Here is a 23,221-nt window from a genome sequence, read left to right as displayed (position 1 = left end):
TGCCCGCACGAACGGGAAGGCATAAGCCTTGTCGCCGTGGCCGGGGACATGACATGCCGATTGCGACGATCCTTCTTCTCTTTGCCGCCGGTTTCTTTTCCGGTGTAGTCAATGCGATTGCAGGCGGCGGCACCTTCCTGACCTTCGGCGCGCTGACGCTGGCCGGCCTGCCACCGATTGCAGCCAACGCCACATCGTCCATCACCCAGTTTCCCGGCTACGTCACCTCGACTCTTGCCTATATTCGCGAGCTGAAGAGCTTCTGGCAGGGGGCCGTCGTACTCGCCCTCGTTTCGGCGGCGGGGGCGTTCGCCGGCGCGCTCCTCCTGGTTTCGCTGTCCAATCCGACATTTCGCGCCATGGTTCCCTGGCTGCTGATCGCCGCCACGGCCGTCTTCGCGGCCGGGCCGAAGCTCAGGCCGAAAACCGCGGGCGAGGGCCATCCGGCGACGCCGCTCGGCCTTGTCCTGCAGACGCTGACAGCCTTTTATGGCGGCTTCTTCGGAGCCGGGATGGGTATCATGATGCTCGCCTCGCTCGGCCTTGCGAGCGGCGGCGATTATCATCGGCTGAACGCCTTGAAGAACTTCTTGTCGATCGTCATCGCGGCGGTGGCGATCGCAGTCTTTGCCACCGCCGGCGCCGTCTCTTGGACTCATGCGCTGGTCATGGTCCCGGCCGTCGCGCTCGGCGGCTATGCCGGCGTCAGCCTCGCCAGGCGGGTCCCCCAGTCGATCCTGCGTTTCCTGGTCGTCGCGGCCGGCCTTCTGCTCGCCGTCTATTATTTCCTGACCGGCTGATCCTCGTCCGCACTCAACAGATCCGGCCGCCGTTCGGCTGTCAGTTTGACCGCTTCCGCCAGCCGCCATTTCTCGACCGCCGCATGATCCCCCGAGGTCAGCACCGCCGGGATCTCGCGACCCTCAAACACCTGCGGCCGGGTGTAATGCGGATGCTCCAGAAGCCCCGCCTCGAAGCTTTCATGCACGCCGGAAAGCTGGTTGCCCATCACACCGGGCAGGATGCGCACGACCGCATCGAGCAGCGTGAGCGCCGCAGGCTCGCCGCCGGAGAGAATATAGTCCCCGATGGAAACCTCTTCGAGATTGCGGGCATCGATCACCCGCTGGTCGACCCCCTCGAATCGCCCGCAGACGATCACCACGCCTTCGCCGCCGGCGATCTTGCGCACGCGTTCCTGCGTCAGCGGCCGCCCGCGCGGGCTCATCAGCAGGCGCGGACGGGTATCGGCCGCGACCGAATCGATAGCGCGGGCAAGCACATCGGGCTTCAGCACCATGCCCGCCCCGCCGCCGGACGGCGTGTCGTCGACGCTGCGATGCTTGTCGATGGCGAAGTCGCGGATCTGCACCGACTCGACCGACCAGTCGCCGCGCTCCAGCGCGCGGCCGGCAATCGCAGCACCGAGATGGCCCGGAAACATCTCCGGATAAAGGGTCAGAACCGTCGCCTTGAAAGCCATCAGCGTCTCACCCGTCCTTCCTCGGACGCGCCTTCCCGCCGCCATAGGGCTTTTCGTCGTCGTCCTTCAGGCCGGCGGCAATCGGATCGACGAGGATCTTGCCGCCCTCGAGGTCGATTTCAAGAACGGCCGCCTCGGAGAAGGGAATGAGGACCGGACGCTTGCCGGGACCTTTCAGCTCGAGAAGATCGCCAGCTCCGAAATCGTAGATGCCGGTCACCGCGCCGTAGTGGTTGCCCTCGGCATCATGCACTTCGAGGCCTTCGAGGTCGGCATAGTAGAATTCGTCCTCGTCGAGTTCCTCGTCGGGAAGCGCATCGCGGTCGATGTAAAGCTCCAGCCCGTTCAGCGCTTCCGCCGCATTGCGATCGTTGACCCCGCGAAACCGCACGATAGCGACATTCTTGCCTTCGCGGATCTCGAGGATTTCGAAGACGCGACCGTCGAGGCTGTGCAGGTTGCCGTATTCGCCGAGCGACATGGGATCGCCGGTATAGGCCCTCACCCTGACTTCGCCGCGCAGCCCCTGGGCCGCGCCGATCACGGCCATCAGAACGGGATTTTCTAGCTTGGTCATGGGTTCTGTCGCATTTTCGGGCAATTGTCGGATACCTGCCTTGTAGTGCGAAAGTTGCCGAAAGAAAACGCTAAAACGGGCGGCAGGAGACCTGCCGCCCGTTCAAACCGGACAAATCCGGTGCAAAAATTATTCAGCAGCAGCTTCGGCGGCGGCAGCAGCGAGCTCAGCAGCCTTTGCTTCCTTTTCCTTGACACGCTCCATAGCCTTCTTGCCCGGCTTTGCCTTTTCCGGGTTGTTGCGGGCGTCGCGGGCGGCAACGCCGGCTTCAGCGAGGAAGCGCAGGACGCGGTCGGTCGGCTGTGCGCCCTTGGCAAGCCATTCCTTGATGCGGTCGACGTTCAGTTCGATGCGCTTTTCATTGTCCTTGCCGAGCATCGGGTTCCACGAACCGACCTTCTCTAGGAAGCGGCCGTCGCGCGGCGAACGGGCGTCGGCGACGACGATCTGGTAGTAGGGGCGCTTCTTGGAACCGCCGCGGGCGAGACGAATCTTGAGGGACATGATGTACTCCTTGAGTTTTCTTTGGGCCGCCTTCCGGCGGTCCGGTTGTTGTTGAGGCCGCCGTCAGGCGGTCTTTTCGGTTGCACCGCCATGTTCGGCGGCAATGGCTTCATGATGCCGGATGACTTCCGTGATGATGAAGTTCAGGAACTTCTCGGCGAAATCCGGATCCAGATGCGCGTCCTGTGCCAGCCGGCGCAGGCGAGCGATCTGGTATTCCTCGCGCGCCGGGTCGGCCGGCGGCAGATCGTACTTGGCCTTCAGCATGCCCACTGCCTTGGTGCAGCGGAAGCGTTCGGCCAGAATGTGCACCAGCGCGGCGTCGATGTTGTCGATCGACTGGCGATAGCTGGAAAGCTGTTCCTTGACGGCTTGATCGACCATCTTTTCTTCCCTCACTTCTTCTTCGGCAGGCCCGGCAGACCGCCGAGACCGGGAAGCTTCGCTCCGCCCATACCCGGAAGCCCTCCGCCACCGAGACCCGGAAGACCGCCCATGCCACCGAGACCCGGCGGCGGCTTGAGGCCGGCGGCTTCCGCCTGCTTGGCCAGCGCTTCGAGCTGCTTCGGGTCCATGCTGGAGAGGTCGGGCATGCCGCCCATACCGCCACCGAGCCCCATCTTGGAGGCAAGGCCGCCCATCATCTGCTTCATCATCCCGCCTTTGCCCTTGCCGCCCATCATCTTCATCATGTCGGCCATCTGGCGGTGCATTTTCAAAAGCTTGTTGATCTCGGCGGCGTCCGTGCCGGAGCCTGCCGCGATGCGCTTCTTGCGGGAATGCTTGAGAATGTCGGGATTGGCGCGCTCGGCCCGGGTCATCGAGGAAATGATGGCGATCTGGCGGTCGAACAGCTTGTCGTTCAGACCAGCGGACGCCATCTTGTCCTTCATGCCGGACATGCCGGGCATCAGGCCCATGATGCCACCCATGCCGCCCATCTTCTTCATCTGCTTGAGTTGTTCGGACAGGTCGTCGAGGTCGAACTTGCCCTTGGCCATCTTGGCGGCCATGGCGGCCGCCTTCTCGGCGTCGATCGTCTCGGCCGCCTTTTCGACCAGCGAAACGATGTCGCCCATGCCGAGGATGCGGTCGGCGATACGCCGGGGATGGAACTCCTCAAGTTCCGTCATCTTTTCGCCGACGCCGATCAGCTTGATCGGCTTGCCGGTGACCGCGCGCATCGAAAGGGCGGCGCCGCCGCGGCCATCGCCGTCCATGCGGGTCAAGACGAGACCGGTAATACCGACGCGCTCGTCGAAATTGCGGGCGAGATTGACGGCGTCCTGACCGGTCAGGCTGTCGGCGACGAGCAGGATTTCATGCGGCTTCGACCTAGCCTTGATCTCGGCCATTTCGACCATCAGCGGCTCGTCGATATGGGTACGGCCGGCGGTGTCGAGGATGACGATGTCGTGGCCGCCGAGCTTCGCCGCCTGCACGGCGCGCGATGCGATGTCGGTCGGCGACTGGCCGGCAATCACCGGAAGCGTGTCGATGCCGGTCTGTGCGCCAAGCTGGCGAAGCTGTTCCTGGGCGGCCGGGCGTCGCGTATCGAGCGACGCCATCAGCACCTTCTTCTTCTCGCGCTCGGTCAGCCGCTTGGCGATCTTGCCGGTGGTGGTGGTCTTGCCCGAGCCCTGCAGGCCGACCATCATGATGACGACCGGAGCCGCCGCATTGAGGTCGATGCCGACGCCCTCGGAGCCCAGCATCTCGACGAGTTCGTCATGGACGATCTTGACGACCATCTGGCCGGGCTTGATCGATTTCAGGACCGCGGCGCCGACTGCCTTTTCCCGCACCTTGTCGGTGAAGGAACGCACCACTTCCAGCGCCACGTCGGCTTCCAGAAGCGCACGACGCACCTCGCGCAGCGCGGCGGAAACATCCGCCTCGGACAATGCGCCACGGCCGGTCAGTCCATTCAGAATGGATCCAAGGCGGTCCTGGAGGTTTTCAAACATCGGCTCTTCCTTATCGTTCCGGTTTCGTCGCTTGCCCCGGAACGTTGGTCTTTTTCCCGCCGAAAACAAGACGCAAAGCCAAAAAGCACCCGAGGGCGCATCGCGCTGTCGGGTGTTGACCTCCGGGATCTCTTTATACCTGTCAGGGTCCCGGTCGGCGGCTCGGAGTTCTTGTCTCGTCGCAGATTTCGCCGCGATAAACAGGAAAAGCCCGGGAAAGTCAAGGCTTGCCGGAAAACAGGCCCAAAAGCACGCAATTCACGCAATGCCTCTTCCAAACCGGCCGCCCCGTTCCCAGATGCATGTCCTCATCGACAACGGCAAGGCACCATGGCGAGAAAACCGGCCAACCCCTATTATTCAGGCCCCGTCACCGATCATTTCGACGGCATCCGCTTCTTCAATCCGGAAGGCGTGGAACCCGGCAATCTCCGCGATCTCTGGAAATGGCGAACCAACGGCGAGCGCGCCCGCTGGCCGAAGCGGGTCGAACGCCCGTCGCAGCCGGCAGCGCCTGCCGAACGCATCGGCGGTGACGGCCTGCGCGTCACCATGATCGGCCATGCCAGCCTGCTGATCCAGGTCGCCGGCCTCAACATCCTCACCGACCCCGTCTGGTCCGAACGCGCCAGCCCCTTTTCCTTCGCCGGGCCGAAACGCGTCATCGAACCGGGCATCCCCTTCGAAGCTCTGCCGCCGATAGACCTCGTGATCGTCACCCACAATCACTACGACCATCTCGATCTTCAAACGCTTTCCCGCCTCGGCAAGCGTCATGCGCCGCAGGTCGTCACCCCGCTCGGCAACGACCCGCTGATCCGCAAGGCGATGCCCGAGGCCCTGATTTCGGTCATGGACTGGGGCGACCGCATCGCGCTTTCCGACGGCGTTTCCATCGATGCGGAACCCTGCCATCACTGGTCGGCGCGCGGCATCAACGATCGCCGCATGGCGCTCTGGGCAGCCTTCATCATCTCGACACCGGCCGGCAAGGTCTACCACATCGGCGACACCGGCTTTCACGACGGCATCAACTACAAGGCTGCCGCAGCAAAACACGGCGCCTTCCGCCTCGCCGTGCTGCCCATCGGCGCCTACGAGCCGCGCTGGTTCATGAAGGGGCAGCACCAGAACCCGGAGGAAGCCGTCGCCGGCATGCGGCTCTGCAACGCGGCTTACGCCGTCGGCCACCATTTCGGCACCTTCCAGCTCACCGATGAGGCCATCGAAGCGCCGGTGGAACACCTGTCGCAAGCCCTTGCCGCTGAGGGCGTGGAGCCGCAACGCTTCCGCCCCTTGCGCGCCGGCGAGGCCTTCGACGTGCCGACCGTGGCGTGAACCCATCTCTTCCAGCCATTGACAGGCGCGCCGGAATTTTCGAAAATCACCGAATTCACCAGGGGTGTCCCGACAAGGGGCTGAGATTCCGCTGGGCCATCCGGTATGACCGATGGCAGCGCGGTGACCCGTTGAACCTGATCCAGTTCATACTGGCGTAGGGACGGTGCGAGCGCTGCCAGATCGATTCCGAACACGGGACCCTTGGGTTCCTCCGGAATGGCTAGGGCAAACCTGGGATCCGAAACAGGATCCGCAAGGCGCATTCCATCATTCCGGCTGACATGACTGGGTCTCCAACATCAAACCTTGGAGCTCCACGATGAACATCGCCCCGCAGATCGTAAAACCCGAAATCACCACGGCCCCTCTTCCCGCCTCGACCCGGATCTACATTCCCGGCGAGATCCACCCGGCGATCCGTGTCCCCATGCGCCAGATCGCCGTCCATCCGACCGCCGGCGAGCCCCCGGTTAACGTCTACGACACCTCCGGTCCCTACACCGATCCCGCCTGCGACATCGCCATCGACCGGGGCCTTGCCCGCCTCAGGACCGAATGGATCGCGGCCCGCGGCGACGTCGAGACCTATGAGGGACGCATCGTGAAGCCGGAGGACAACGGCTTCGTCTCGCCCGAAAAGCTGACGCCCGAATTTCCGCTCTGCCATGCGCCGCTGCGCGCCAGAAACGGCAATGCCATCACCCAGCTCGCCTATGCCCGCGCCGGCATCATCACGCCGGAGATGGAGTTCGTCGCCATCCGCGAAAATCTCGGCCGCAAGGCGATGCGGGATGCTTCCCTCCCCACGCCCCGCGATGGCGAGAGCTTCGGCGCCCACATTCCCGACTTCGTCACCCCCGAATTCGTGCGTCAGGAAGTGGCCGCCGGCCGCGCCATCATTCCCGCCAACATCAACCATCCCGAAAGCGAGCCGATGGCGATCGGCCGAAATTTCCTCGTGAAGATCAACGCCAATATCGGCAATTCCGCCGTCACCTCGTCGATGGCCGAGGAGGTGGAGAAGATGGTTTGGGCGATCCGCTGGGGCGCCGATACGGTGATGGATCTCTCCACCGGCCGCAACATCCACAACATCCGTGACTGGATCGTGAGAAACGCCCCTGTGCCGATCGGCACCGTGCCGCTCTATCAGGCGCTGGAAAAGGTCGGCGGCATCGCCGAGAACCTGAGCTGGGAGGTCTATCGCGATACGCTCATCGAGCAGGCGGAGCAGGGCGTCGACTATTTCACCATCCATGCCGGCGTGCGCCTCGCCTATATCCCGCTCACCGTCGACCGTGTCACCGGCATCGTTTCGCGTGGCGGCTCCATCATGGCCAAGTGGTGTCTGCATCATCACCGGGAGAGCTTCCTCTACGAACATTTCGAGGAGATCTGCGACATCTGCCGGACCTATGACGTGTCCTTCTCGCTGGGCGATGGTCTGCGCCCCGGCTCCATCGCCGACGCCAACGACCGCGCGCAGTTCGCCGAACTCGAAACGCTCGGCGAACTCACGAGGATCGCCTGGGCGAAGGACTGCCAGGTTATGATCGAGGGTCCGGGCCATGTTCCCATGCACAAGATCAGGGAGAACATGGACAAGCAGCTGGCAGTCTGTGGCGAGGCCCCGTTCTACACACTCGGACCGCTGACCACCGACATCGCGCCGGGCTACGACCATATCACGTCTGGCATCGGCGCGGCGATGATCGGCTGGTTCGGCACGGCCATGCTCTGCTACGTCACCCCGAAGGAGCATCTCGGCCTTCCCGACCGCAACGACGTGAAGGTGGGCGTCATCACCTACAAGATCGCCGCCCACGCCGCCGATCTCGCCAAGGGCCATCCGGCGGCAAGAACCCGTGACGACGCGCTGTCGCGCGCCCGCTTCGAGTTCCGCTGGGAAGACCAGTTCAACCTGTCGCTCGATCCCGATACCGCCCGCTCGATGCATGACGAGACCCTGCCGAAGGAGGCCCACAAGGTCGCCCATTTCTGCTCCATGTGCGGCCCGAAATTCTGCTCCATGCGGATTTCCCACGACATTCGCGCGGAGGCTCAAAAGGAGGGCATGGACGCCATGGCTGCGAAATATCGCGACGGCGGCGATCTCTACATGCCAAAGGCATAAACCGTTCGCCCGCTTCGCCCGACTTTGCCCCTCTCCCCGCAGGCGGGGAGAGGGGACGGTAGCGTTGCGGCTCGTCCCGCGTCTTGTTCTGCGCCGTGCCCCGGACCCCTTCTCCCCGCTTGCGGGGAGAAGGTCCCGGCAGGGGGATGAGGGGCAGGCTTCCCCTCGTTTCGCGGTGCCCCCCTTTCTTCCCCGTTTTCCCACAAAATCCCCGCGCTCCGTGCCTGGCCTAGAATGGCCCCGTCCCGTCGCGGTTACACCGGCTTGCGTTGCCGGCGAGGCGGGACCGGTGATCCGGCTGTCTGTTCGAAACGCGGAACAGGCTCCGGGGGCTGGATGAGAATGGTCTCCCTCTCGCCTGAAACAGGGCGGGGCGTGCCTGCAGGGCACACATGACTGGACCGGCGACTGGCCGCCAACACGGCCTTTCGTGGCGTCACGAACGAGAATGTTCGCGAGCGCAACCCTGGAAAGGTGCCGTCATCCGCGCAGAGAGACCGAGTTCGTTCGGAAAAACACACCGAACGGGGCGCCGGAAGGTGTCACATATTTTTACTTTACGAGGCAGCTTCCAGCGCCCCGACCGATCCCTTGGCTGAAAGGCCGAAAAGGGGAACCGAAATGACCCGAACCACGCGACCGGAAGGTCCGCGCGGCGCATTCGCTCGTGTAACGGGAGGTGCACTGGTAATTTCCGCCCTTTTCCGCCATATAGACGGCAATGGAGCATAATCCGACCGGAGTGAAACGAGGATCGATAAGATTATGCTTCAAACAAAAAGGGCTTAGAGTGCCGATCTGATTCAATCAGATCGAACAGCGCTCTAGCGCAAGGAATGACTTTCAGGAAAGATACCATGGCAGCAACGGTCGAATTCGCGAAGATGAACGGGCTTGGCAACAAGATCCTCGTCGTCGATATGCGCGGCCGTGGCGACCGGGTAACACCGGAAGCGGCCGTCGCCCTTGCCGGCGAGGCGGAAACCAGCTTCGACCAGATCATGGCGATCCACGATCCGAAGATCGACGGCACCGACGCCTATATCGACATCATCAACTGCGACGGTTCCAAGGCGCAGGCCTGTGGCAACGGCACACGCTGCGTCGTGCAGGCGCTTTCAGCCGAAACCGGCCGCAAGGCCTTCACCTTCCAGACCGTCGCCGGCATCCTCAACGCCGTGGAACATGAGGACGGAATGATCTCCGTCGACATGGGCAGGCCGGTGTTCGAATGGAACCGCATTCCGCTGGCGGAAGAATTCCACGACACCAGCCGCATCGAACTGCAGATCGGCCCGATCGACGATCCCGTCCTGCATTCGCCCTCCGTCGCCTCCATGGGCAATCCGCACGCGATCTTCTGGGTCGACCGCGATCCCATGTCCTTCGATCTCGCCCGCTTCGGACCGCTGCTCGAAAACCATCCGATGTTCCCCGAAAAGGCAAACATCACGCTCGCCCAGGTCACCGGCAAGGATCGCCTGCGCACCCGCACCTGGGAGCGCGGAGCGGGCCTGACGCTCGCCTGCGGTTCCGCCGCCTGCGCCGCCGGTGTCTCGGCCGCGCGCACCGGACGAACCGGCCGCAAGGTGACGATCGACGTCGCTTCAAGCCCCAGCCGCCAGCCGCTCGTCATCGAGTGGCGCGAGCGCGACGATCACGTCGTCATGACGGGCCCCGCCGAATGGGAATGGTCCGGCCATCTCGATCCCGTGACCGGCTCCTTCGAACGCGATGTGGAAGCCGGGGCCTCGGCAAGGTGAGCCGCGACGCTTCGAGCGCGGGCGGACAGGGCGGCATCGACGTCGTCACCTTCGGCTGTCGGCTCAACACCTATGAATCCGAGGTGATGAAGGCGGAGGCCGCCAAGGCGGGGCTGAACGGCGCAATCCTGTTCAATACCTGCGCTGTCACCGGCGAGGCGGTGCGTCAGGCCCGTCAGGCGATCCGCAAGGCACGGCGCGAAAATCCGGAAATCCGCATCATCGTCACCGGCTGCGCCGCCCAGACCGATGCGGCGGGCTTTGCCGCCATGCCGGAAGTGGACGCCGTGCTCGGCAACGAGGAGAAGCTGCGCTCCGAAAGCTACCGGTCGCTGCCCGACTTCGGCATTTCCGCCGAGGAGAAGGTTCGCGTCAATGACATCATGAGCGTGACCGAGACCGCCCCGCAGATGGTCGGCCATCTCGACGGTCATGTCCGAGGCTTCATTCAGGTGCAGAACGGCTGCGACCATCGCTGCACCTTCTGCATCATCCCTTTCGGCCGCGGCAATTCGCGGTCCGTGCCCATGGGCGCGGTGGTCGAACAGGCCCGCAAGCTTGCGGAGAACGGGTATCGCGAAGTGGTGCTCACCGGCGTCGACGCCACCTCCTACGGCGCCGATCTGCCGGGAGAACCGACGCTCGGCCTGCTCGCCAAAACGCTTCTGAAGCAGGTGCCGGAAATCCTCAGACTCAGGCTCTCCTCCATCGACAGCATCGAGGTCGACCGGCACCTCCTCGACCTGATCGCCGAGGAGCCGCGCTTCATGCCGCACCTGCACCTCTCGCTGCAGCATGGCGACGACCTGATCCTCAAGCGGATGAAACGGCGTCACAGCCGCGCCGACGCGCTGAAATTCGTGTCGCACGTGAAACAATTACGCCCCGGCATGAGTTTCGGAGCCGATATGATCGCAGGCTTCCCGACCGAAACCGAGGAAATGGCTGCAAATTCCGCCCGTCTCGCGGAAGAGATCGGGATTTCCCAGCTTCACGTCTTTCCCTACAGCCCGCGTCCGGGCACGCCCGCCGCCCGCATGCCGCAGCTCGACCGCCGTCTCGTCAAGGAGCGCGCCGCCCGGCTGCGCGAAACGGCGGAGAAGCTTCAGGCCCGCCACCTCGCCGCAATGGTCGGCACACGACAGACGGTGCTTGTGGAAATGAGCGGCATGGCCCATACGGAAAACTTCGCGCTCGTTGCCACGCCCGGCTTTCAGCCGCGCGACCTTGTGACGGTCACGATCACCGGCCACAATGGCCGCCACCTCGACATTCAACCGGCCTCAGCCTCGGCCGCCTGATCGGGCAAACCGGTCAAACGGGCTGATCGAACGGAAAGACAGAACGGAAAGCTTCATGGCGCTCGGCTTCATCAAGAAAGTCTTCACCTTCGGCAAGGAGAAGCCGGCAAGCGAAAAACCGCCGGAGGGCGAGGATTTCGCAAGCCTGATCGAAGCCGCCGAAAAGGCCGAAACCGACGCAACGCCGGAAGAAGCCGTCATCGCCGCCGAACCGGTGCTGCCCGAAGTGATCGAAACCGCCGGCGGCCCAGCGCCGGACGAGACGGTCGAGGAGGAGCAGGTCTCCGCAGCCGAGGAAACGCCTGACGTTGCCGAGATCCCGCAAGAGACAGAAGCCGCCTTCCACCCGCAGCCGGAACAGCCTGCCGACGTTTCCCATGGGGAAATCGCACCGCAGGCGGACATCGCTCCGGAGCCGGAAGGGCCGGTGGCGCTTCCCAGGGGCTTCGCCACGGTAGAAACGACGCCCGAGCCGGAAGCGGAAACGCCGAAGGAAAAGCTCACCTGGTTCCAGCGTCTGAAGGCGGGCCTCTTCCGCACCTCCTCGCAGCTGACCGGGCAGATCGCCGCCCTCTTCACCAAGCGTAAGCTGGACGAGGATACGCTCGACGAACTTGAAGACCTGCTGATCCAGGCGGACCTCGGCGTCGAGACTGCCATGCGCATCACCGGTGCGCTGTCCTCCGAACGCTACGGCAAGGATGTGAGCGGCGAGGATGTCGCCCGCATCATGGCGGCCGAAATCACCAAGGTGCTGAAGCCGGTGGCCAAGCCGCTGGCGCTGGACCTCAACCACAAGCCGCACGTCGTCCTCGTGGTCGGCGTCAACGGCACCGGCAAGACCACCACCATCGGCAAGCTCGCCGCCAAGCTTTCCGGCTCTGGCCTCAAGGTCATGCTCGCCGCTGGCGACACCTTCCGCGCCGCCGCAATCGAACAGCTGAAGATCTGGGCCGACCGCACCGGCTCAACCTTCATCGGCACCAAGCTCGGTGCCGATGCCGCAGGCCTCGCCTACGACGCCTTCGAAAAGGCGAAGGTCGAGAAGAGCGACGTGCTGATCATCGACACCGCCGGCCGGCTGCAGAACAAGGCCGAGCTGATGGCCGAGCTCGAAAAGATCGTGCGCGTTCTCGGCAAGCTCGATCCGGAAGCGCCGCACACCGTTCTCCAGACGCTCGACGCCACCACCGGCCAGAACGCCATGAACCAGGTGGAGATCTTCCGCAACGTGGCGGGCGTCAACGGCCTCATCATGACAAAGCTCGACGGCACCGCCCGCGGCGGCATCCTCGTCGCCATCGCGGCGAAGCACAAGCTGCCGGTCTACTTCATCGGGGTCGGCGAAGGCGTCGACGATCTCGAGCCCTTCGAGGCCGAGGATTTCGCCAGTGCCATTGCCGGCATCGCCCGCTGACGACCGACTGCAGGCCGAAGCCCAGGGATTACAAACGGACATCTCAATGAACAACTTCGAAAGCGACACCCAGCCAACCACCGAGGAGCGTCACCATCCGCTTCTCAAGATGGCGCTCGAACTTGGCCCGCTGCTTGTCTTCTTCTTCGGCAACCTGCGCGGCGAATGGCTGGCGAAAACCTTCCCGGCCCTCACATTGGTGGGTGGACCGCTGTTGATCGCGACCGCCCTCTTCATGGCCGCGACGATCACCTCGCTGATCGTTTCCAAGATCGTCTTCAGGCACCTGCCGGTCATGCCCTTCGTCTCGGGCGTGGTGGTCATGGTCTTCGGCTCGCTGTCGATCTGGCTGCAGGACGAGACCTTCATCAAGATGAAACCGACCATCGTCAACACGCTGTTCGGCGTGGTGCTGCTTGGCGGCCTGTTCTTCGGCAAGTCGCTGCTCGGTTATGTGTTCAACGCCGCATTCCAGCTCGATGAGGAAGGCTGGAAGAAGCTCACCCTGCGCTGGGGCGTCTTCTTCCTGTTCCTCGCCGTCATCAACGAAGCCGTCTGGCGCAACTTCTCCGACGATGTCTGGGTGAACTTCAAGGTCTGGGGCACCATGCCGATCACCATTCTCTTCACCCTCGCCCAGATGCCGCTGATCATGCGTCATAGCGTCGAGCAAAACACGGAAGGAAAGACGAAGTGACGACGGGCGCCGGCAACCTTGAGATACGCAACAGTTCCACCCGCTTCTGGCTGATCGTCGCCGGCGCGCTGCTGCTGGCCCAGATCGTCGTGCTGCTCGGCATGGGCCGTATCCCGATCTGCGAATGCGGCTACGTCAAGCTGTTCGAACCCGGCGTCAACACGCCAGGCAATTCCCAGCACATCGCCGACTGGTACACACCCTCCCATATCATCCACGGCTTCCTGTTCTACCTGCTCGGCTGGGCGGTGCTGCGCCGCGGCTCGTTCGGCGCCCGCCTGACATTGGCCGTGATCATCGAGGCCGCCTGGGAGATCCTCGAGAACTCGCCGATCATCATCAACCGCTACCGCAGCGAGACCATGGCTATCGGCTATAGCGGCGACAGCGTGCTGAATTCGGCGATGGATACGGTCGCGATGATGCTGGGCTTCCTCTTCGCCGCCCGTGCGCCCGTCTGGCTGACGGTCGTGATCGCCATCGCCTTCGAACTCTTCACCGGCTGGCTGATCCGCGACAACCTCACCCTCAACGTGCTGATGCTCGTCTGGCCACTGGATGCGGTCCGCGCGTGGCAGGGCAGCTAATTGCTCCTCAAGCCGACCATTGTTGACGATCTTCAAATGGCGGCCGGCGAAGTGCCGGCCCTGCGCATCATTTCGTCGTCGTGACCTGAGGCCCGCCGAGCGCCTTCTCGATGGCCGGGAAAAGGCCGTTCTCCAGCGACTGCGGATCGAAGGGACCGACCTTCTTGTAGAGGATCGTGCCGTCGGCTGCGACGAGATAGCTTTCCGGAATGCCGTAGACACCCCAGTCGATCGCAGCCTTGCCGTTCGGGTCGACGCCGATCGCATGATAGGGATTGCCGAGTTCGCCGAGGAAACGCAGGGCGTTCTCGTTTTTATCCTTGTAGTTGATGCCCACCACGTTCAGCCGCGGATCCTTGGACAGTTCCTTGAGGATCGGATGCTCCTGCCGGCAGGGTACGCACCAGGACGCGAAGACGTTGACCAGCGTCAGCTTGCCGGAAATGGCAGCCGTGGTCAGCGGCACCGTGTTCGAGCCTTCGAGTGCCGGCATATCCAGTGCCGGCGCACGCGTGCCGATCAACGCCGAAGGAATGTCGGAAACGTTCTTGCCGTTGACGTCCTGCTCGTAGAGCATCTTGCCGGCCGTACCGGCAATGATGGCGAACACGGCGAGCGGCACGAGCGCCAGCGCATAGCGGGCAATGCCCTTGCGGGCCTTTTCATCCTCGACGACGGGCTCGCTCATTGGCCGGCACCCTCGACCCTGGCCGAGGCGCTGCGGCGGCGCATACCGGAGGCTTCCAGCACCTTGAGTTCGGCCTGACGGGCACGGCCATCCAGCCAGACCCAACCGATCAGCGCCAGGATGATCAGGCCGGCAATTCCGTAGGACAGGTAAACGTAAAAGGCGTGGCTCATGGAGAAGCCTCCCGGCCCGCCATGCGGGCTGCCATGCGGCGCTGCGTCGCTATGCGCCGGCGCCAGATCTCGTTGCGCATGGCCATCAGATGCAGCGTGAAGAAAAGCATGGTGAAGGCGACGGCCATGATCAGCAGGGGCCAAAGGAATTCCGGATCGATGGTCGGCCCGTCAAGCCGGATCACCGACGCCGGCTGGTGCAGCGTGTTCCACCACTCGACCGAGAACTTGATGATCGGGATGTTGACGAAACCGACGAGGATCAGCACGGCGCTGACGCGCGCGGCCTTGGAGGCATCGTCCATCGACCGGTTGAGGGCGATCAGGCCGAGATACATCAGGAACAGCACGAAGACGGAGGTGAGACGCGCATCCCAGACCCACCACGTCCCCCACATCGGCTTGCCCCAGAGAGAGCCGGTAATCAGCGCGATCAGGGTGAAGGCAGCGCCCAGCGGCGCGGCAGCCTTGTGGCTGACATCGGCCAGCGGATGACGCCAGACGAGCGTGCCGATGGCCGAAAGCGCCATGACCGAATAGCACATCATCGAAAGCCAGGCTGCCGGCACATGCACATACATGATACGCACCGTCTCGCCCTGCTGGTAATCGCCCTCGGTCGTGAAGCTCAGATAGAGCCCCACGGCAAAGAGCGTGGCGGTCAGACAGACAAACCACGGCAGGACGCGGGCAACCAGCGCCAGGAACCGGGTCGGGTTGGCGAGATCGCTGAACTTCGAAATGGCAAGGCTCGTGTCGTTCATGGAATGCTTCTAACCTGAGAGAGGGTCGTCTGCAATTGATCCGGGTCAATCGGACGCGTTGCGCAACGCCAGTGCGGCGGCAAGCGGACCGATCACCGCGAAGAACAGCGTGATCGCAATCAGAAACAGGAACGGCGGCATAAATGGGGCCGGCTCCTGCACCGCCGCATAGGAGGCGCTGACCCCGAAGATCAGCACCGGAATGGCCAGCGGCAGCACCAGAATGGATACCAGAAGTCCGCCGCGGGGCAAGGCAACGGCAACGGCGGCACCGGCCGCTCCAATGAAAGTGATCGCCGGTGATCCGACCAGAAGCGTCAGCATCACCGCGCCGATCGCCACCTCGTTCATGTTCATGAACAGGCCGAGCAGCGGCGAGGCGATGACCAGCGGCAGGCTGGTGGCGGTCCAGTGCGCCAGGCATTTGACGAAGACGGTCAGGACCAGCGGCGTCTCCTGCATCAGGATCAGGTCGAGCGACCCGTCGTCGCGATCCGCCTGGAACAGCCGGTCGAGCCCGAGAAGGGCTGCAAGCAAGGCTCCGATCCAGACGATGGCCGGCCCGATGCGCGACAGAAGGTTGAGATCGGGACCGACTCCGAACGGGATGACGGCAACGACCGTCATGAAGAACAGGACGCCGATCAGCGCGCCGCCGCCCGCCCGCACCGAGAGTTTGAGGTCGCGGAAGAAAAGGGCGATCATGCGGAAACTCCATGCACGGCGGGGCAGAGGGAGGTAATCAGCATCACAAGACCTCCTCCGCCTCGTGATATTCAAACCCCTTCATCACCAGCGTCTGCGTGCCCTTGAGACCGAGCGGCTGGTGGGTGGCGGCGATCGCCATGCCGCCCTTGGCGAGATGGGCGTGGACGAGGCCGGCGAACATCTCGTCGGCGCTGGCGTCGAGCGCGGCCGTCGGTTCGTCGAGGATCCAGACCGGCCGGTGGGCGACGATCAGCTTGGCCATGGCGAAGCGCCGCTGCTGGCCGGCGGAGAGATAACCATAGGGGAGATGCGTGATGCTGCCGAGGCCGACGGCTTCCGCCGCCTCTTCGACAGAAAGACCCGACCCTCCCTCGGCATCGCCAAGGAAGTCCCGCCAGAAGACGAGGTTCTCGCGAACGGTAAGCTCCTGCTTCATGGCGTTGCGATGGCCGAGATAGTGGCTCGCCTCACGCGCCGGCCGCGGTTCTTCGCCGTCGCCGAACCGGAATTCCACCCTGCCCCGGTCAGGCCTCAGAAGCCCCGCGACCACCCGCAGTAATGTCGATTTTCCCGAACCGTTGCGGCCGGTCAGCACCATCGCCTCGCCGGCGCGCAACTCGAATGAAATATCGAAAAAGATCAGGTCTTCGCCCCGCCTGGCGGCGAGCTTTTCGGCGGTGAGCCGCATCCCCGTTCGCTTTCCGGCAACCATATTGGCCGCCTGTCGAAAAAAATTGTCTCGTTTCGCCATTGCTTGGTCTGGCAGCTTTCTTAGAAATTATCTATATGAGTTTCAACCACGCCAGCGATCGGCGTGAACTTCATCCTTGTGCCGAACTTGATGATTGCTAAGGGCAATTTTCACGGGCGGGCAGCGGAAATGGTCGCACCCGCATCCTGATGTGCATGAGTGCATGGGCGTCCGCACGTATGTGTAGGCTATCAGAATAAGCGGGGTTTCTATCCGTGTCCAAATCCATCGACAGCTTTCAATGTCGTTCGACGCTGACCGTCAACGGCAAGGATTACGTCTATTACAGCCTGCCGAAGGCGGAAGCCGCCGGTCTTGCCGGCATTTCCAGGCTTCCCTATTCGATGAAGGTTCTGCTTGAGAACCTGCTGCGCAACGAGGATGGCCGTTCGGTCACCAAGGCCGACATCGAAGCCGTTGCCGCATGGCTGGTGAACAAGGGCCTGAAGGAAGCGGAAATCGCCTATCGTCCGGCCCGCGTGCTGATGCAGGACTTCACCGGCGTTCCGGCGGTGGTCGACCTCGCCGCCATGCGTGACGGCATCAAGACGCTCGGCGGAGACCCCGAAAAGATCAACCCGCTGGTTCCCGTCGATCTCGTCATCGACCACTCGGTGATCGTCGACGAATTCGGCACCCCGCAGGCCTTCGCCCGCAACGTGGAACTGGAATACCAGCGCAACGGCGAGCGCTACCGCTTCCTGAAGTGGGGCCAGCAGGCATTCAAGAATTTCCGCGTGGTTCCGCCGGGCACCGGTATCTGTCATCAGGTGAACCTTGAATACCTCGGTCAGACGGTCTGGACGAAGGAAGAGGACGGCGAAACCATCGCCTATCCCGACACCTGCGTCGGCACCGACAGCCACACCACCATGATCAACGGCCTGGGCGTTCTCGGCTGGGGCGTGGGCGGTATCGAAGCGGAAGCCGCCATGCTCGGCCAGCCGGTCTCCATGCTGCTGCCCGAGGTCATCGGTTTCAAGCTGACCGGCAAGCTCAAGGAAGGCGTGACCGCAACCGACCTCGTGCTGACCGTCGTGCAGATGCTGCGCAAGAAGGGCGTGGTTTCCAAGTTCGTGGAATTCTTCGGCCCGGGCATGGACAACATGCCGCTCGCCGACCGCGCCACCATCGGCAACATGGGCCCGGAATATGGCGCGACCTGCGGCTTCTTCCCGGTCGATGGCGAAACCGTCAACTACCTGACCATGTCCGGCCGTTCCAAGGACCGCATCGCCCTCGTCGAAGCCTATTCGAAGGCACAGGGCATGTGGCGCCACGGCGACGGCTCCGACCTCGTCTTCACCGACACGCTCGAACTCGATCTCGGCGACGTTGTTCCCTCGATGGCCGGTCCGAAGCGTCCGGAAGGCCGCCTGGCCCTCGAAACCATCGCCCCGAACTTCGCAACGGCTCTTGAGAACGACTACAAGAAGCCGGGTCAGCTCACCGACCGCTATGCGGTGGAAGGCACCGATTTCGACCTCGGCCATGGCGACGTGGCGATTGCCGCCATCACCTCCTGCACCAACACTTCTAATCCGAGCGTGCTGATCGCCGCCGGCCTTCTCGCCCGCAACGCCGTGGCCAGAGGCCTGAAGACCAAGCCGTGGGTGAAGACCTCGCTTGCACCGGGATCGCAGGTCGTCGCCGAATATCTCGAGAAATCGGGCCTCCAGACGGATCTCGACGCGCTCGGCTTCAATCTGGTCGGCTTCGGCTGCACCACCTGCATCGGCAACTCCGGCCCGCTGCCGCCGCCGATCTCGAAGACGATCAACGACAAGGGCCTGATCACCGCGGGCGTGCTCTCGGGCAACCGCAACTTCGAAGGCCGTATCTCGCCGGACGTTCAGGCGAACTACCTCGCCTCGCCGCCGCTCGTCGTTGCCTATGCGCTCGCCGGCACCGTGCAGAAGGACCTGACGAAGGAGCCGATCGGCGAGGACAGGGACGGCAAGCCGGTCTACCTCAAGGACATCTGGCCGACCTCGCAGGAAGTCCAGTCCTTCATCCAGAAATACGTCACCCGCGAACTTTACGAAACGAAGTACGCCGACGTGTTCAAGGGCGATGCCAACTGGCAGGCCGTGCAGGTTCCGGAGGGTCAGACCTATGCGTGGGACGACAAGTCGACCTACGTTCAGAACCCGCCGTATTTCGTGGGCATGGGCAAGACCGGCAGCGGCCTGAAGAACATCAAGGGCGCCCGCGTCCTCGGCCTGTTCGGCGACAAGATCACCACCGACCACATCTCCCCGGCCGGTTCGATCAAGGCGGCTTCTCCCGCAGGCGCATACCTGATCGACAACGGCGTTCAGGTCGCGGACTTCAACCAGTATGGCACGCGCCGCGGCAATCATGAAGTCATGATGCGCGGCACCTTCGCCAACATCCGCATCCGCAACCACATGCTCGGCCCGAACGGCAAGGAAGGTGGCTACACCATCCACTATCCGTCGAAGGAAGAGATGTCGATCTACGACGCGGCCATGAAGTACAAGGAAGAGGGCGTTCCGCTCGTCATCTTCGCCGGTGTCGAATACGGCAACGGCTCGTCCCGCGACTGGGCTGCGAAGGGCACCAACCTGCTCGGCGTGAAGGCCGTGATCGCCCAGTCCTTCGAGCGTATCCACCGCTCGAACCTGGTCGGCATGGGCGTCGTTCCCTTCACCTTCGAGGACGGCACCACCTGGGCCTCGCTCAACCTCAAGGGCGACGAAACCGTCACCATCGAGGGTCTCGAAGGCGACATCAAGCCGCGCGAAACCAAGATCGCCAGGATCACCTATGCCGATGGTTCGGTGAAGGAAGTTCCGCTGCTTTGCCGCATCGATACGCTCGACGAGGTCACCTATATGGAGAACGGCGGCATTCTGCAGACTGTTCTTCGCGATCTCGTAGCCTGATCGGGCTCGTCTCCATCCGCAAGAACCGCCGGTCGACCTTATCGGCCGGCGGTTTTCTTTGCCATTCCGGTTCCGCTCGGGTCTCGTCTCGTACAGAGCATTTTCAGCGAAACGGTTACGCCTCCAATGCTCTGTCTCCTTCTTTACCCGCAATTCCAGACGCAAAACCGGTTCCCACTTTTGCTGGATTTGCTCCAGTTTCACCCCATCGTGACTTTGCCTTGAACGCCGGAAGAGCTATGTGTCGGCACGCACAAGGGAAGATCAACGGCGGCGCATCCACGAGCCGCCGGATCGAAGGACGGGGCACTCCATGAACCGGAGCATGTTCAAAAGTCTGGCATTCTTGCTGACGCTGGCGCTGAGCGGCCCGGCGCTTGCCGGCGACGGCACGCCTCTGAGGGGCGTCGTGGAACTGTTCACCTCGCAGGGCTGCGGCTCCTGTCCGCCGGCCGACCGCGCCTTCGAGACGCTGGTGCGCCAGGGCGATGTCGTGGCGCTCGCCTATCACGTCGATTACTGGAACTACATGGGCTGGGCCGACACGCTCGCCTCGAAAGAAAACACCAAGCGCCAGTATGGCTATGCCAGCAGCCTCGGCCGCAGCGGCGTCTATACCCCCCAGGCGATCCTCAACGGCCGCGACCACATCAAGGGCACCGATGTCGGCGCTATCAACCAGAAACTCGGCGCGCTGGAAAAGGCTGGCGGCGGCCTGACCATTCCGGTTGCTGCCGAACGCAAGGGTGACGAACTGGCGGTGAAGGTCGGCGCAGGCGTCGGCAGGGCCGACGTGGTCGTCGTCTATTTTCGCCGCAAGGAAACGGTGGAGCTATTGAAGGGCGAGAACATCGGCAAGAAGATGGTCTATTGGAACAGCGTCACCGACGTCCAGACCGTCGGCATGTGGGATGGTTCCGCGCTCGATCTCGTGCTGCCGGCCAAGCTGATCGACAAGGACGGCAACAGCGGCTGCGCCATTCTCCTGCAGTCGACGGGACCGCAGGGCGAACCCGCGGGCATTCTCGGCGCGACCATGATGACCGGCCCGACGAAATCCTGAGTTTTTCTGGAGTTTGCCTTGGCCGGTCCGGCCCGGGTGCATTGGGGGGCTGGGGGTAAGGGGTCAATGCGCCAGACCGGACCGTTTTGGCGCACCGCGCCAACCAAGAGCCGGCAGTCTCAATTCAAATTTGGGCGGTGTTTTGTCCAAAATACGGCGGAGCTAAAAAAAGCACATTCGACCGGACCGATGCTTTTCGCAGGCCTGTGACGGCGCCCGAACCGGGACACGACAAAAGTTCGCCCTATGTTCTTGCCGAATCGCCCATAGTCAGGCACATGATGGGCATGACCTCCAGCCCGACACTGCCGGTGCAATCGACCTATCTGGATGCCCTGAACGAGCAGCAGAGGGCAGCCGTCGCTCATGGCATTCCGGCCCCCGAGGGTGGCGCCGGGCCTCTTCTGATCATCGCGGGCGCCGGATCGGGCAAGACCAACACTCTGGCCCACCGCGTCGCCCATTTGCTGGTCAACGGAGCCGACCCCCGCCGCATCCTGCTGATGACCTTTTCCCGGCGCGCCGCAAGCGAGATGGCCATCCGCGTGGAGCGCATCTGCCGCAAGGTGCTGGGCAACGACGCATCCACCCTGACGGACGCCCTGACATGGGCCGGAACCTTTCACGGCATCGGCGCACGCATCCTGCGCGAATACGCCTACGAGATCGGCCTCGACCCGGATTTCACCATTCATGACCGGGAGGATTCGGCCGACCTGATGAATCTGGTCCGTCACCAGCTCGGCCTTTCGAAGCTGGAAAGCCGCTTTCCCACCAAGGCGACTTGCCTTGCAATCTATTCCCGCGTCGTGAATGCGGAATGTCCGCTGAAGGAGGCGCTACAATCCTCCTTCCCCTGGTGCAGCAACTGGGAAAGCCAGTTGAAGGAACTGTTTGCCGGCTATGTCGAGGCCAAGCAGGCGCAGAACGTGCTCGATTACGACGATCTCCTGCTTTACTGGGCCCATGCCGTTACCGATCCCCATCTCGCCGGTGCGATCGGCGGCCGCTTCGACCATGTTCTGGTCGACGAATACCAGGACACCAACCGGCTGCAGTCGACGATCCTGACCGCGATGAAACCGGAGGGCATCGGCCTGACCGTGGTCGGCGACGACGCCCAGTCGATCTATTCCTTCCGCGCCGCGACGATCCGCAACATTCTGGATTTTCCCAAGCAGTTCGATCCGCCCGCCGATGTCGTGACGCTCGACCGCAACTATCGCTCCACCCAGCCGATCCTGACGGCGGCAAACGGCGTCATCGGCCTTGCCCGCGAACGCTTCACCAAGAACCTCTGGAGCGAGCGGGCAAGCGAGGCACGCCCGATGCTGGTCGGCGTGCGCGACGAAGCCGATCAGGCCCGCTATATCGCCGAACAGGTGCTCGCGGCCCGCGAGACCGGCACGACGCTCAAGCAACAGGCCGTGCTTTTCCGCGCCTCCAACCATAGCGGCCCGCTGGAAATCGAACTCACCCGGCGAAACATTCCTTTCGTGAAGTTCGGCGGGCTGAAATTCCTCGACGCCGCCCATGTGAAGGATCTGCTGGCAACCCTGCGCTTCGCCCAGAATCCGCGCGACAAGGTGGCAGGCTTTCGCCTGTTACAGCTGCTTCCGGGTATCGGCCCGCAGACGGCCGGCAAGATCCTCAACACCTCGGCCGCCGATCCTGAACCGCTTATTTCGCTTGCCGAAATGCCGCCGCCGCCCCGCTGCGGCGAGGAATGGGGCGCATTCACCAGAATGCTCATGGAGCTCAGAGGCATGGGCCTCGGCTGGCCGGGCGAAATCGCCAGGGCGCGGGAATGGTACGAGCCGCATCTTGGCCGCATCCATGAGGATGCCGAGACCCGCATGGCCGACCTCCTGCAGCTCGAACAGATCGCAGGCGGGTATCCGTCGCGGGAACGCTTCCTGACCGAACTCACGCTCGATCCGCCGGATGCGACCAGCGATCAAGCGGGCGTGCCGCTGCGCGACGAAGATTACCTGATCCTTTCGACCATTCACTCGGCCAAAGGGCAGGAATGGACGTCCGTCTTCGTGCTGAACTGCGTCGATGGCTGCATTCCCTCGGATCTCGGGGTTGGCACCACCGACGAGATCGACGAGGAACGCCGCCTGCTCTATGTCGCGATGACGCGCGCCAAGGACAGCCTGCATATCATCACGCCGCAACGCTTCTTCACCCATGGCCAGAACGCACAGGGCGACCGTCATGTCTATGCCGCCCGCTCGCGCTTCATCCCCGCCATGCTGCTGCAATATTTCGAGAAGGTAAGCTGGCCGCTGGCCACCGCCGGCGAAGGGCTCGGCGGACAGGGCGAGCGGCAGAAGCGGATCGACGTCGGCGCCCGCATGCGCGGCATGTGGCGCTGAACACTGCGAAATC

Annotated in this window: 21 protein-coding genes and 1 riboswitch; of the genes, 11 read left to right on the top strand and 10 right to left on the bottom strand. The window is 63.3% G+C overall.

What is annotated here, in order from left to right; translation table 11 throughout:
- Window positions 1-53: 53 nt before the first annotated feature.
- Entirely contained in the window at window positions 54-800 is a 747-nt protein-coding gene (locus NBH21_RS11355; protein ID WP_250913590.1) for a sulfite exporter TauE/SafE family protein, read from the top strand.
- Here the strand turns inward: NBH21_RS11355 and trmD are convergent.
- The 5 genes from trmD to ffh all read right to left on the bottom strand — a co-directional run bounded on the left by trmD (window position 782) and on the right by ffh (window position 4,531).
- Window positions 782-1,483: a tRNA (guanosine(37)-N1)-methyltransferase TrmD gene (trmD, locus tag NBH21_RS11350; protein WP_250913591.1), complete on the bottom strand. Its 702-nt coding sequence runs from the start codon at window positions 1,481-1,483 to the stop codon at window positions 782-784. The two genes, NBH21_RS11355 and trmD, sit on opposite strands and share 19 nt — an antisense overlap.
- A gap of 7 nt (window positions 1,484-1,490) precedes the next feature.
- Window positions 1,491-2,060 carry a ribosome maturation factor RimM gene (gene rimM, locus NBH21_RS11345; RefSeq protein WP_250913592.1) on the bottom strand — a complete coding sequence of 190 codons (570 nt, stop codon included), beginning with the start codon at window positions 2,058-2,060 and terminating at the stop codon, window positions 1,491-1,493.
- A gap of 129 nt (window positions 2,061-2,189) precedes the next feature.
- A complete protein-coding gene (gene rpsP / locus NBH21_RS11340) occupies window positions 2,190-2,564 on the bottom strand; it encodes a 30S ribosomal protein S16 (protein WP_250913593.1) in 375 nt (124 codons plus the stop codon).
- A gap of 63 nt (window positions 2,565-2,627) precedes the next feature.
- Window positions 2,628-2,948 carry a chorismate mutase gene (locus tag NBH21_RS11335; protein ID WP_099059725.1) on the bottom strand — a complete coding sequence of 107 codons (321 nt, stop codon included), beginning with the start codon at window positions 2,946-2,948 and terminating at the stop codon, window positions 2,628-2,630.
- Window positions 2,949-2,959: 11 nt separating this feature from the next.
- Complete coding sequence (gene ffh, locus NBH21_RS11330) at window positions 2,960-4,531, bottom strand: signal recognition particle protein (protein ID WP_250913594.1); 1,572 nt, start codon at window positions 4,529-4,531, stop codon at window positions 2,960-2,962.
- A gap of 330 nt (window positions 4,532-4,861) precedes the next feature.
- On the opposite strand from ffh, the gene NBH21_RS11325 reads away from it, so the two are divergent.
- The 7 genes from NBH21_RS11325 to NBH21_RS11295 all read left to right on the top strand — a co-directional run bounded on the left by NBH21_RS11325 (window position 4,862) and on the right by NBH21_RS11295 (window position 13,771).
- Complete coding sequence (locus tag NBH21_RS11325; protein ID WP_250913595.1) at window positions 4,862-5,869, top strand: MBL fold metallo-hydrolase; 1,008 nt, start codon at window positions 4,862-4,864, stop codon at window positions 5,867-5,869.
- Window positions 5,870-5,919: 50 nt separating this feature from the next.
- Window positions 5,920-6,051: riboswitch (TPP riboswitch) on the top strand.
- A 140-nt stretch (window positions 6,052-6,191) separates the two neighbouring features.
- On the top strand, window positions 6,192-8,006 hold the full coding sequence (gene thiC / locus NBH21_RS11320; protein ID WP_250913596.1) for a phosphomethylpyrimidine synthase ThiC: 1,815 nt from the start codon (window positions 6,192-6,194) through the stop codon (window positions 8,004-8,006).
- Between the two features lie 857 nt (window positions 8,007-8,863).
- Window positions 8,864-9,769, top strand: a complete 906-nt coding sequence (dapF, locus tag NBH21_RS11315) for a diaminopimelate epimerase (RefSeq protein WP_250913597.1) — start codon at window positions 8,864-8,866, stop codon at window positions 9,767-9,769.
- Window positions 9,691-11,070, top strand: a complete 1,380-nt coding sequence (gene mtaB / locus NBH21_RS11310) for a tRNA (N(6)-L-threonylcarbamoyladenosine(37)-C(2))-methylthiotransferase MtaB (protein ID WP_280924908.1) — start codon at window positions 9,691-9,693, stop codon at window positions 11,068-11,070. Before dapF ends, mtaB begins: the two co-directional genes overlap by 79 nt.
- 55 nt (window positions 11,071-11,125) lie before the next feature.
- Entirely contained in the window at window positions 11,126-12,487 is a 1,362-nt protein-coding gene (ftsY, locus tag NBH21_RS11305; protein ID WP_250913598.1) for a signal recognition particle-docking protein FtsY, read from the top strand.
- A 46-nt stretch (window positions 12,488-12,533) separates the two neighbouring features.
- A complete protein-coding gene (locus NBH21_RS11300; RefSeq protein WP_250913599.1) occupies window positions 12,534-13,184 on the top strand; it encodes a septation protein A in 651 nt (216 codons plus the stop codon).
- Window positions 13,181-13,771 carry a DUF2585 domain-containing protein gene (locus NBH21_RS11295; RefSeq protein WP_425340404.1) on the top strand — a complete coding sequence of 197 codons (591 nt, stop codon included), beginning with the start codon at window positions 13,181-13,183 and terminating at the stop codon, window positions 13,769-13,771. The genes NBH21_RS11300 and NBH21_RS11295 overlap by 4 nt, the downstream gene beginning before the upstream one ends.
- A gap of 67 nt (window positions 13,772-13,838) precedes the next feature.
- Here NBH21_RS11295 and NBH21_RS11290 read toward each other — a convergent pair whose 3' ends face one another.
- The 5 genes from NBH21_RS11290 to ccmA are packed head-to-tail and all read right to left on the bottom strand — an operon-like array spanning window position 13,839 to window position 16,792.
- Window positions 13,839-14,459, bottom strand: coding sequence for a DsbE family thiol:disulfide interchange protein (locus tag NBH21_RS11290; protein ID WP_250913600.1), 621 nt, complete (start codon window positions 14,457-14,459; stop codon window positions 13,839-13,841).
- A complete protein-coding gene (gene ccmD / locus NBH21_RS11285; RefSeq protein ID WP_250913601.1) occupies window positions 14,456-14,632 on the bottom strand; it encodes a heme exporter protein CcmD in 177 nt (58 codons plus the stop codon). The genes NBH21_RS11290 and ccmD overlap by 4 nt, the downstream gene beginning before the upstream one ends.
- Complete coding sequence (locus NBH21_RS11280; RefSeq protein ID WP_250913602.1) at window positions 14,629-15,396, bottom strand: heme ABC transporter permease; 768 nt, start codon at window positions 15,394-15,396, stop codon at window positions 14,629-14,631. Before NBH21_RS11280 ends, ccmD begins: the two co-directional genes overlap by 4 nt.
- 45 nt (window positions 15,397-15,441) lie before the next feature.
- A complete protein-coding gene (ccmB, locus tag NBH21_RS11275) occupies window positions 15,442-16,101 on the bottom strand; it encodes a heme exporter protein CcmB (RefSeq protein ID WP_250913603.1) in 660 nt (219 codons plus the stop codon).
- A gap of 43 nt (window positions 16,102-16,144) precedes the next feature.
- Entirely contained in the window at window positions 16,145-16,792 is a 648-nt protein-coding gene (gene ccmA, locus NBH21_RS11270; protein WP_250913604.1) for a heme ABC exporter ATP-binding protein CcmA, read from the bottom strand.
- 278 nt (window positions 16,793-17,070) lie between these two features.
- Between ccmA and acnA the strand changes: the two genes are divergently transcribed.
- From acnA to NBH21_RS11255, 3 genes are all read left to right on the top strand, one after another.
- Window positions 17,071-19,764: an aconitate hydratase AcnA gene (gene acnA / locus NBH21_RS11265; protein WP_250913605.1), complete on the top strand. Its 2,694-nt coding sequence runs from the start codon at window positions 17,071-17,073 to the stop codon at window positions 19,762-19,764.
- 313 nt (window positions 19,765-20,077) lie between these two features.
- Window positions 20,078-20,827 (top strand): DUF1223 domain-containing protein, encoded by a 750-nt coding sequence (locus tag NBH21_RS11260; RefSeq protein WP_250913606.1) that lies wholly within the window; start codon window positions 20,078-20,080, stop codon window positions 20,825-20,827.
- Between the two features lie 287 nt (window positions 20,828-21,114).
- Entirely contained in the window at window positions 21,115-23,208 is a 2,094-nt protein-coding gene (locus tag NBH21_RS11255) for an ATP-dependent helicase (RefSeq protein WP_280924909.1), read from the top strand.
- The last annotated feature ends 13 nt before the right edge of the window (window positions 23,209-23,221 follow it).

The sequence above is a fragment of the Ciceribacter sichuanensis genome, from assembly GCF_024055605.1.
GTDB classification, from domain to species: Bacteria; Pseudomonadota; Alphaproteobacteria; order Rhizobiales; family Rhizobiaceae; genus Allorhizobium; species Allorhizobium sichuanense.
This window is presented reverse-complemented; position numbering and strand designations above follow the sequence as displayed.

What these genes read in the sequence shown, in the direction of transcription:
- NBH21_RS11355 (WP_250913590.1), top strand. Translation starts at nt 54, where the DNA reads ATGCCGATTGCGACGATCCTTCTTCTCTTTGCCGCCGGTTTCTTTTCC.
- trmD (WP_250913591.1), bottom strand. Translation starts at nt 1,483, where the DNA reads ATGGCTTTCAAGGCGACGGTTCTGACCCTTTATCCGGAGATGTTTCCG.
- rimM (WP_250913592.1), bottom strand. Translation starts at nt 2,060, where the DNA reads ATGACCAAGCTAGAAAATCCCGTTCTGATGGCCGTGATCGGCGCGGCC.
- rpsP (WP_250913593.1), bottom strand. Translation starts at nt 2,564, where the DNA reads ATGTCCCTCAAGATTCGTCTCGCCCGCGGCGGTTCCAAGAAGCGCCCC.
- NBH21_RS11335 (WP_099059725.1), bottom strand. Translation starts at nt 2,948, where the DNA reads ATGGTCGATCAAGCCGTCAAGGAACAGCTTTCCAGCTATCGCCAGTCG.
- ffh (WP_250913594.1), bottom strand. Translation starts at nt 4,531, where the DNA reads ATGTTTGAAAACCTCCAGGACCGCCTTGGATCCATTCTGAATGGACTG.
- NBH21_RS11325 (WP_250913595.1), top strand. Translation starts at nt 4,862, where the DNA reads ATGGCGAGAAAACCGGCCAACCCCTATTATTCAGGCCCCGTCACCGAT.
- thiC (WP_250913596.1), top strand. Translation starts at nt 6,192, where the DNA reads ATGAACATCGCCCCGCAGATCGTAAAACCCGAAATCACCACGGCCCCT.
- dapF (WP_250913597.1), top strand. Translation starts at nt 8,864, where the DNA reads ATGGCAGCAACGGTCGAATTCGCGAAGATGAACGGGCTTGGCAACAAG.
- mtaB (WP_280924908.1), top strand. Translation starts at nt 9,691, where the DNA reads ATGGGAATGGTCCGGCCATCTCGATCCCGTGACCGGCTCCTTCGAACG.
- ftsY (WP_250913598.1), top strand. Translation starts at nt 11,126, where the DNA reads ATGGCGCTCGGCTTCATCAAGAAAGTCTTCACCTTCGGCAAGGAGAAG.
- NBH21_RS11300 (WP_250913599.1), top strand. Translation starts at nt 12,534, where the DNA reads ATGAACAACTTCGAAAGCGACACCCAGCCAACCACCGAGGAGCGTCAC.
- NBH21_RS11290 (WP_250913600.1), bottom strand. Translation starts at nt 14,459, where the DNA reads ATGAGCGAGCCCGTCGTCGAGGATGAAAAGGCCCGCAAGGGCATTGCC.
- ccmD (WP_250913601.1), bottom strand. Translation starts at nt 14,632, where the DNA reads ATGAGCCACGCCTTTTACGTTTACCTGTCCTACGGAATTGCCGGCCTG.
- NBH21_RS11280 (WP_250913602.1), bottom strand. Translation starts at nt 15,396, where the DNA reads ATGAACGACACGAGCCTTGCCATTTCGAAGTTCAGCGATCTCGCCAAC.
- ccmB (WP_250913603.1), bottom strand. Translation starts at nt 16,101, where the DNA reads ATGATCGCCCTTTTCTTCCGCGACCTCAAACTCTCGGTGCGGGCGGGC.
- ccmA (WP_250913604.1), bottom strand. Translation starts at nt 16,792, where the DNA reads ATGCGGCTCACCGCCGAAAAGCTCGCCGCCAGGCGGGGCGAAGACCTG.
- NBH21_RS11260 (WP_250913606.1), top strand. Translation starts at nt 20,078, where the DNA reads ATGAACCGGAGCATGTTCAAAAGTCTGGCATTCTTGCTGACGCTGGCG.
- NBH21_RS11255 (WP_280924909.1), top strand. Translation starts at nt 21,115, where the DNA reads ATGACCTCCAGCCCGACACTGCCGGTGCAATCGACCTATCTGGATGCC.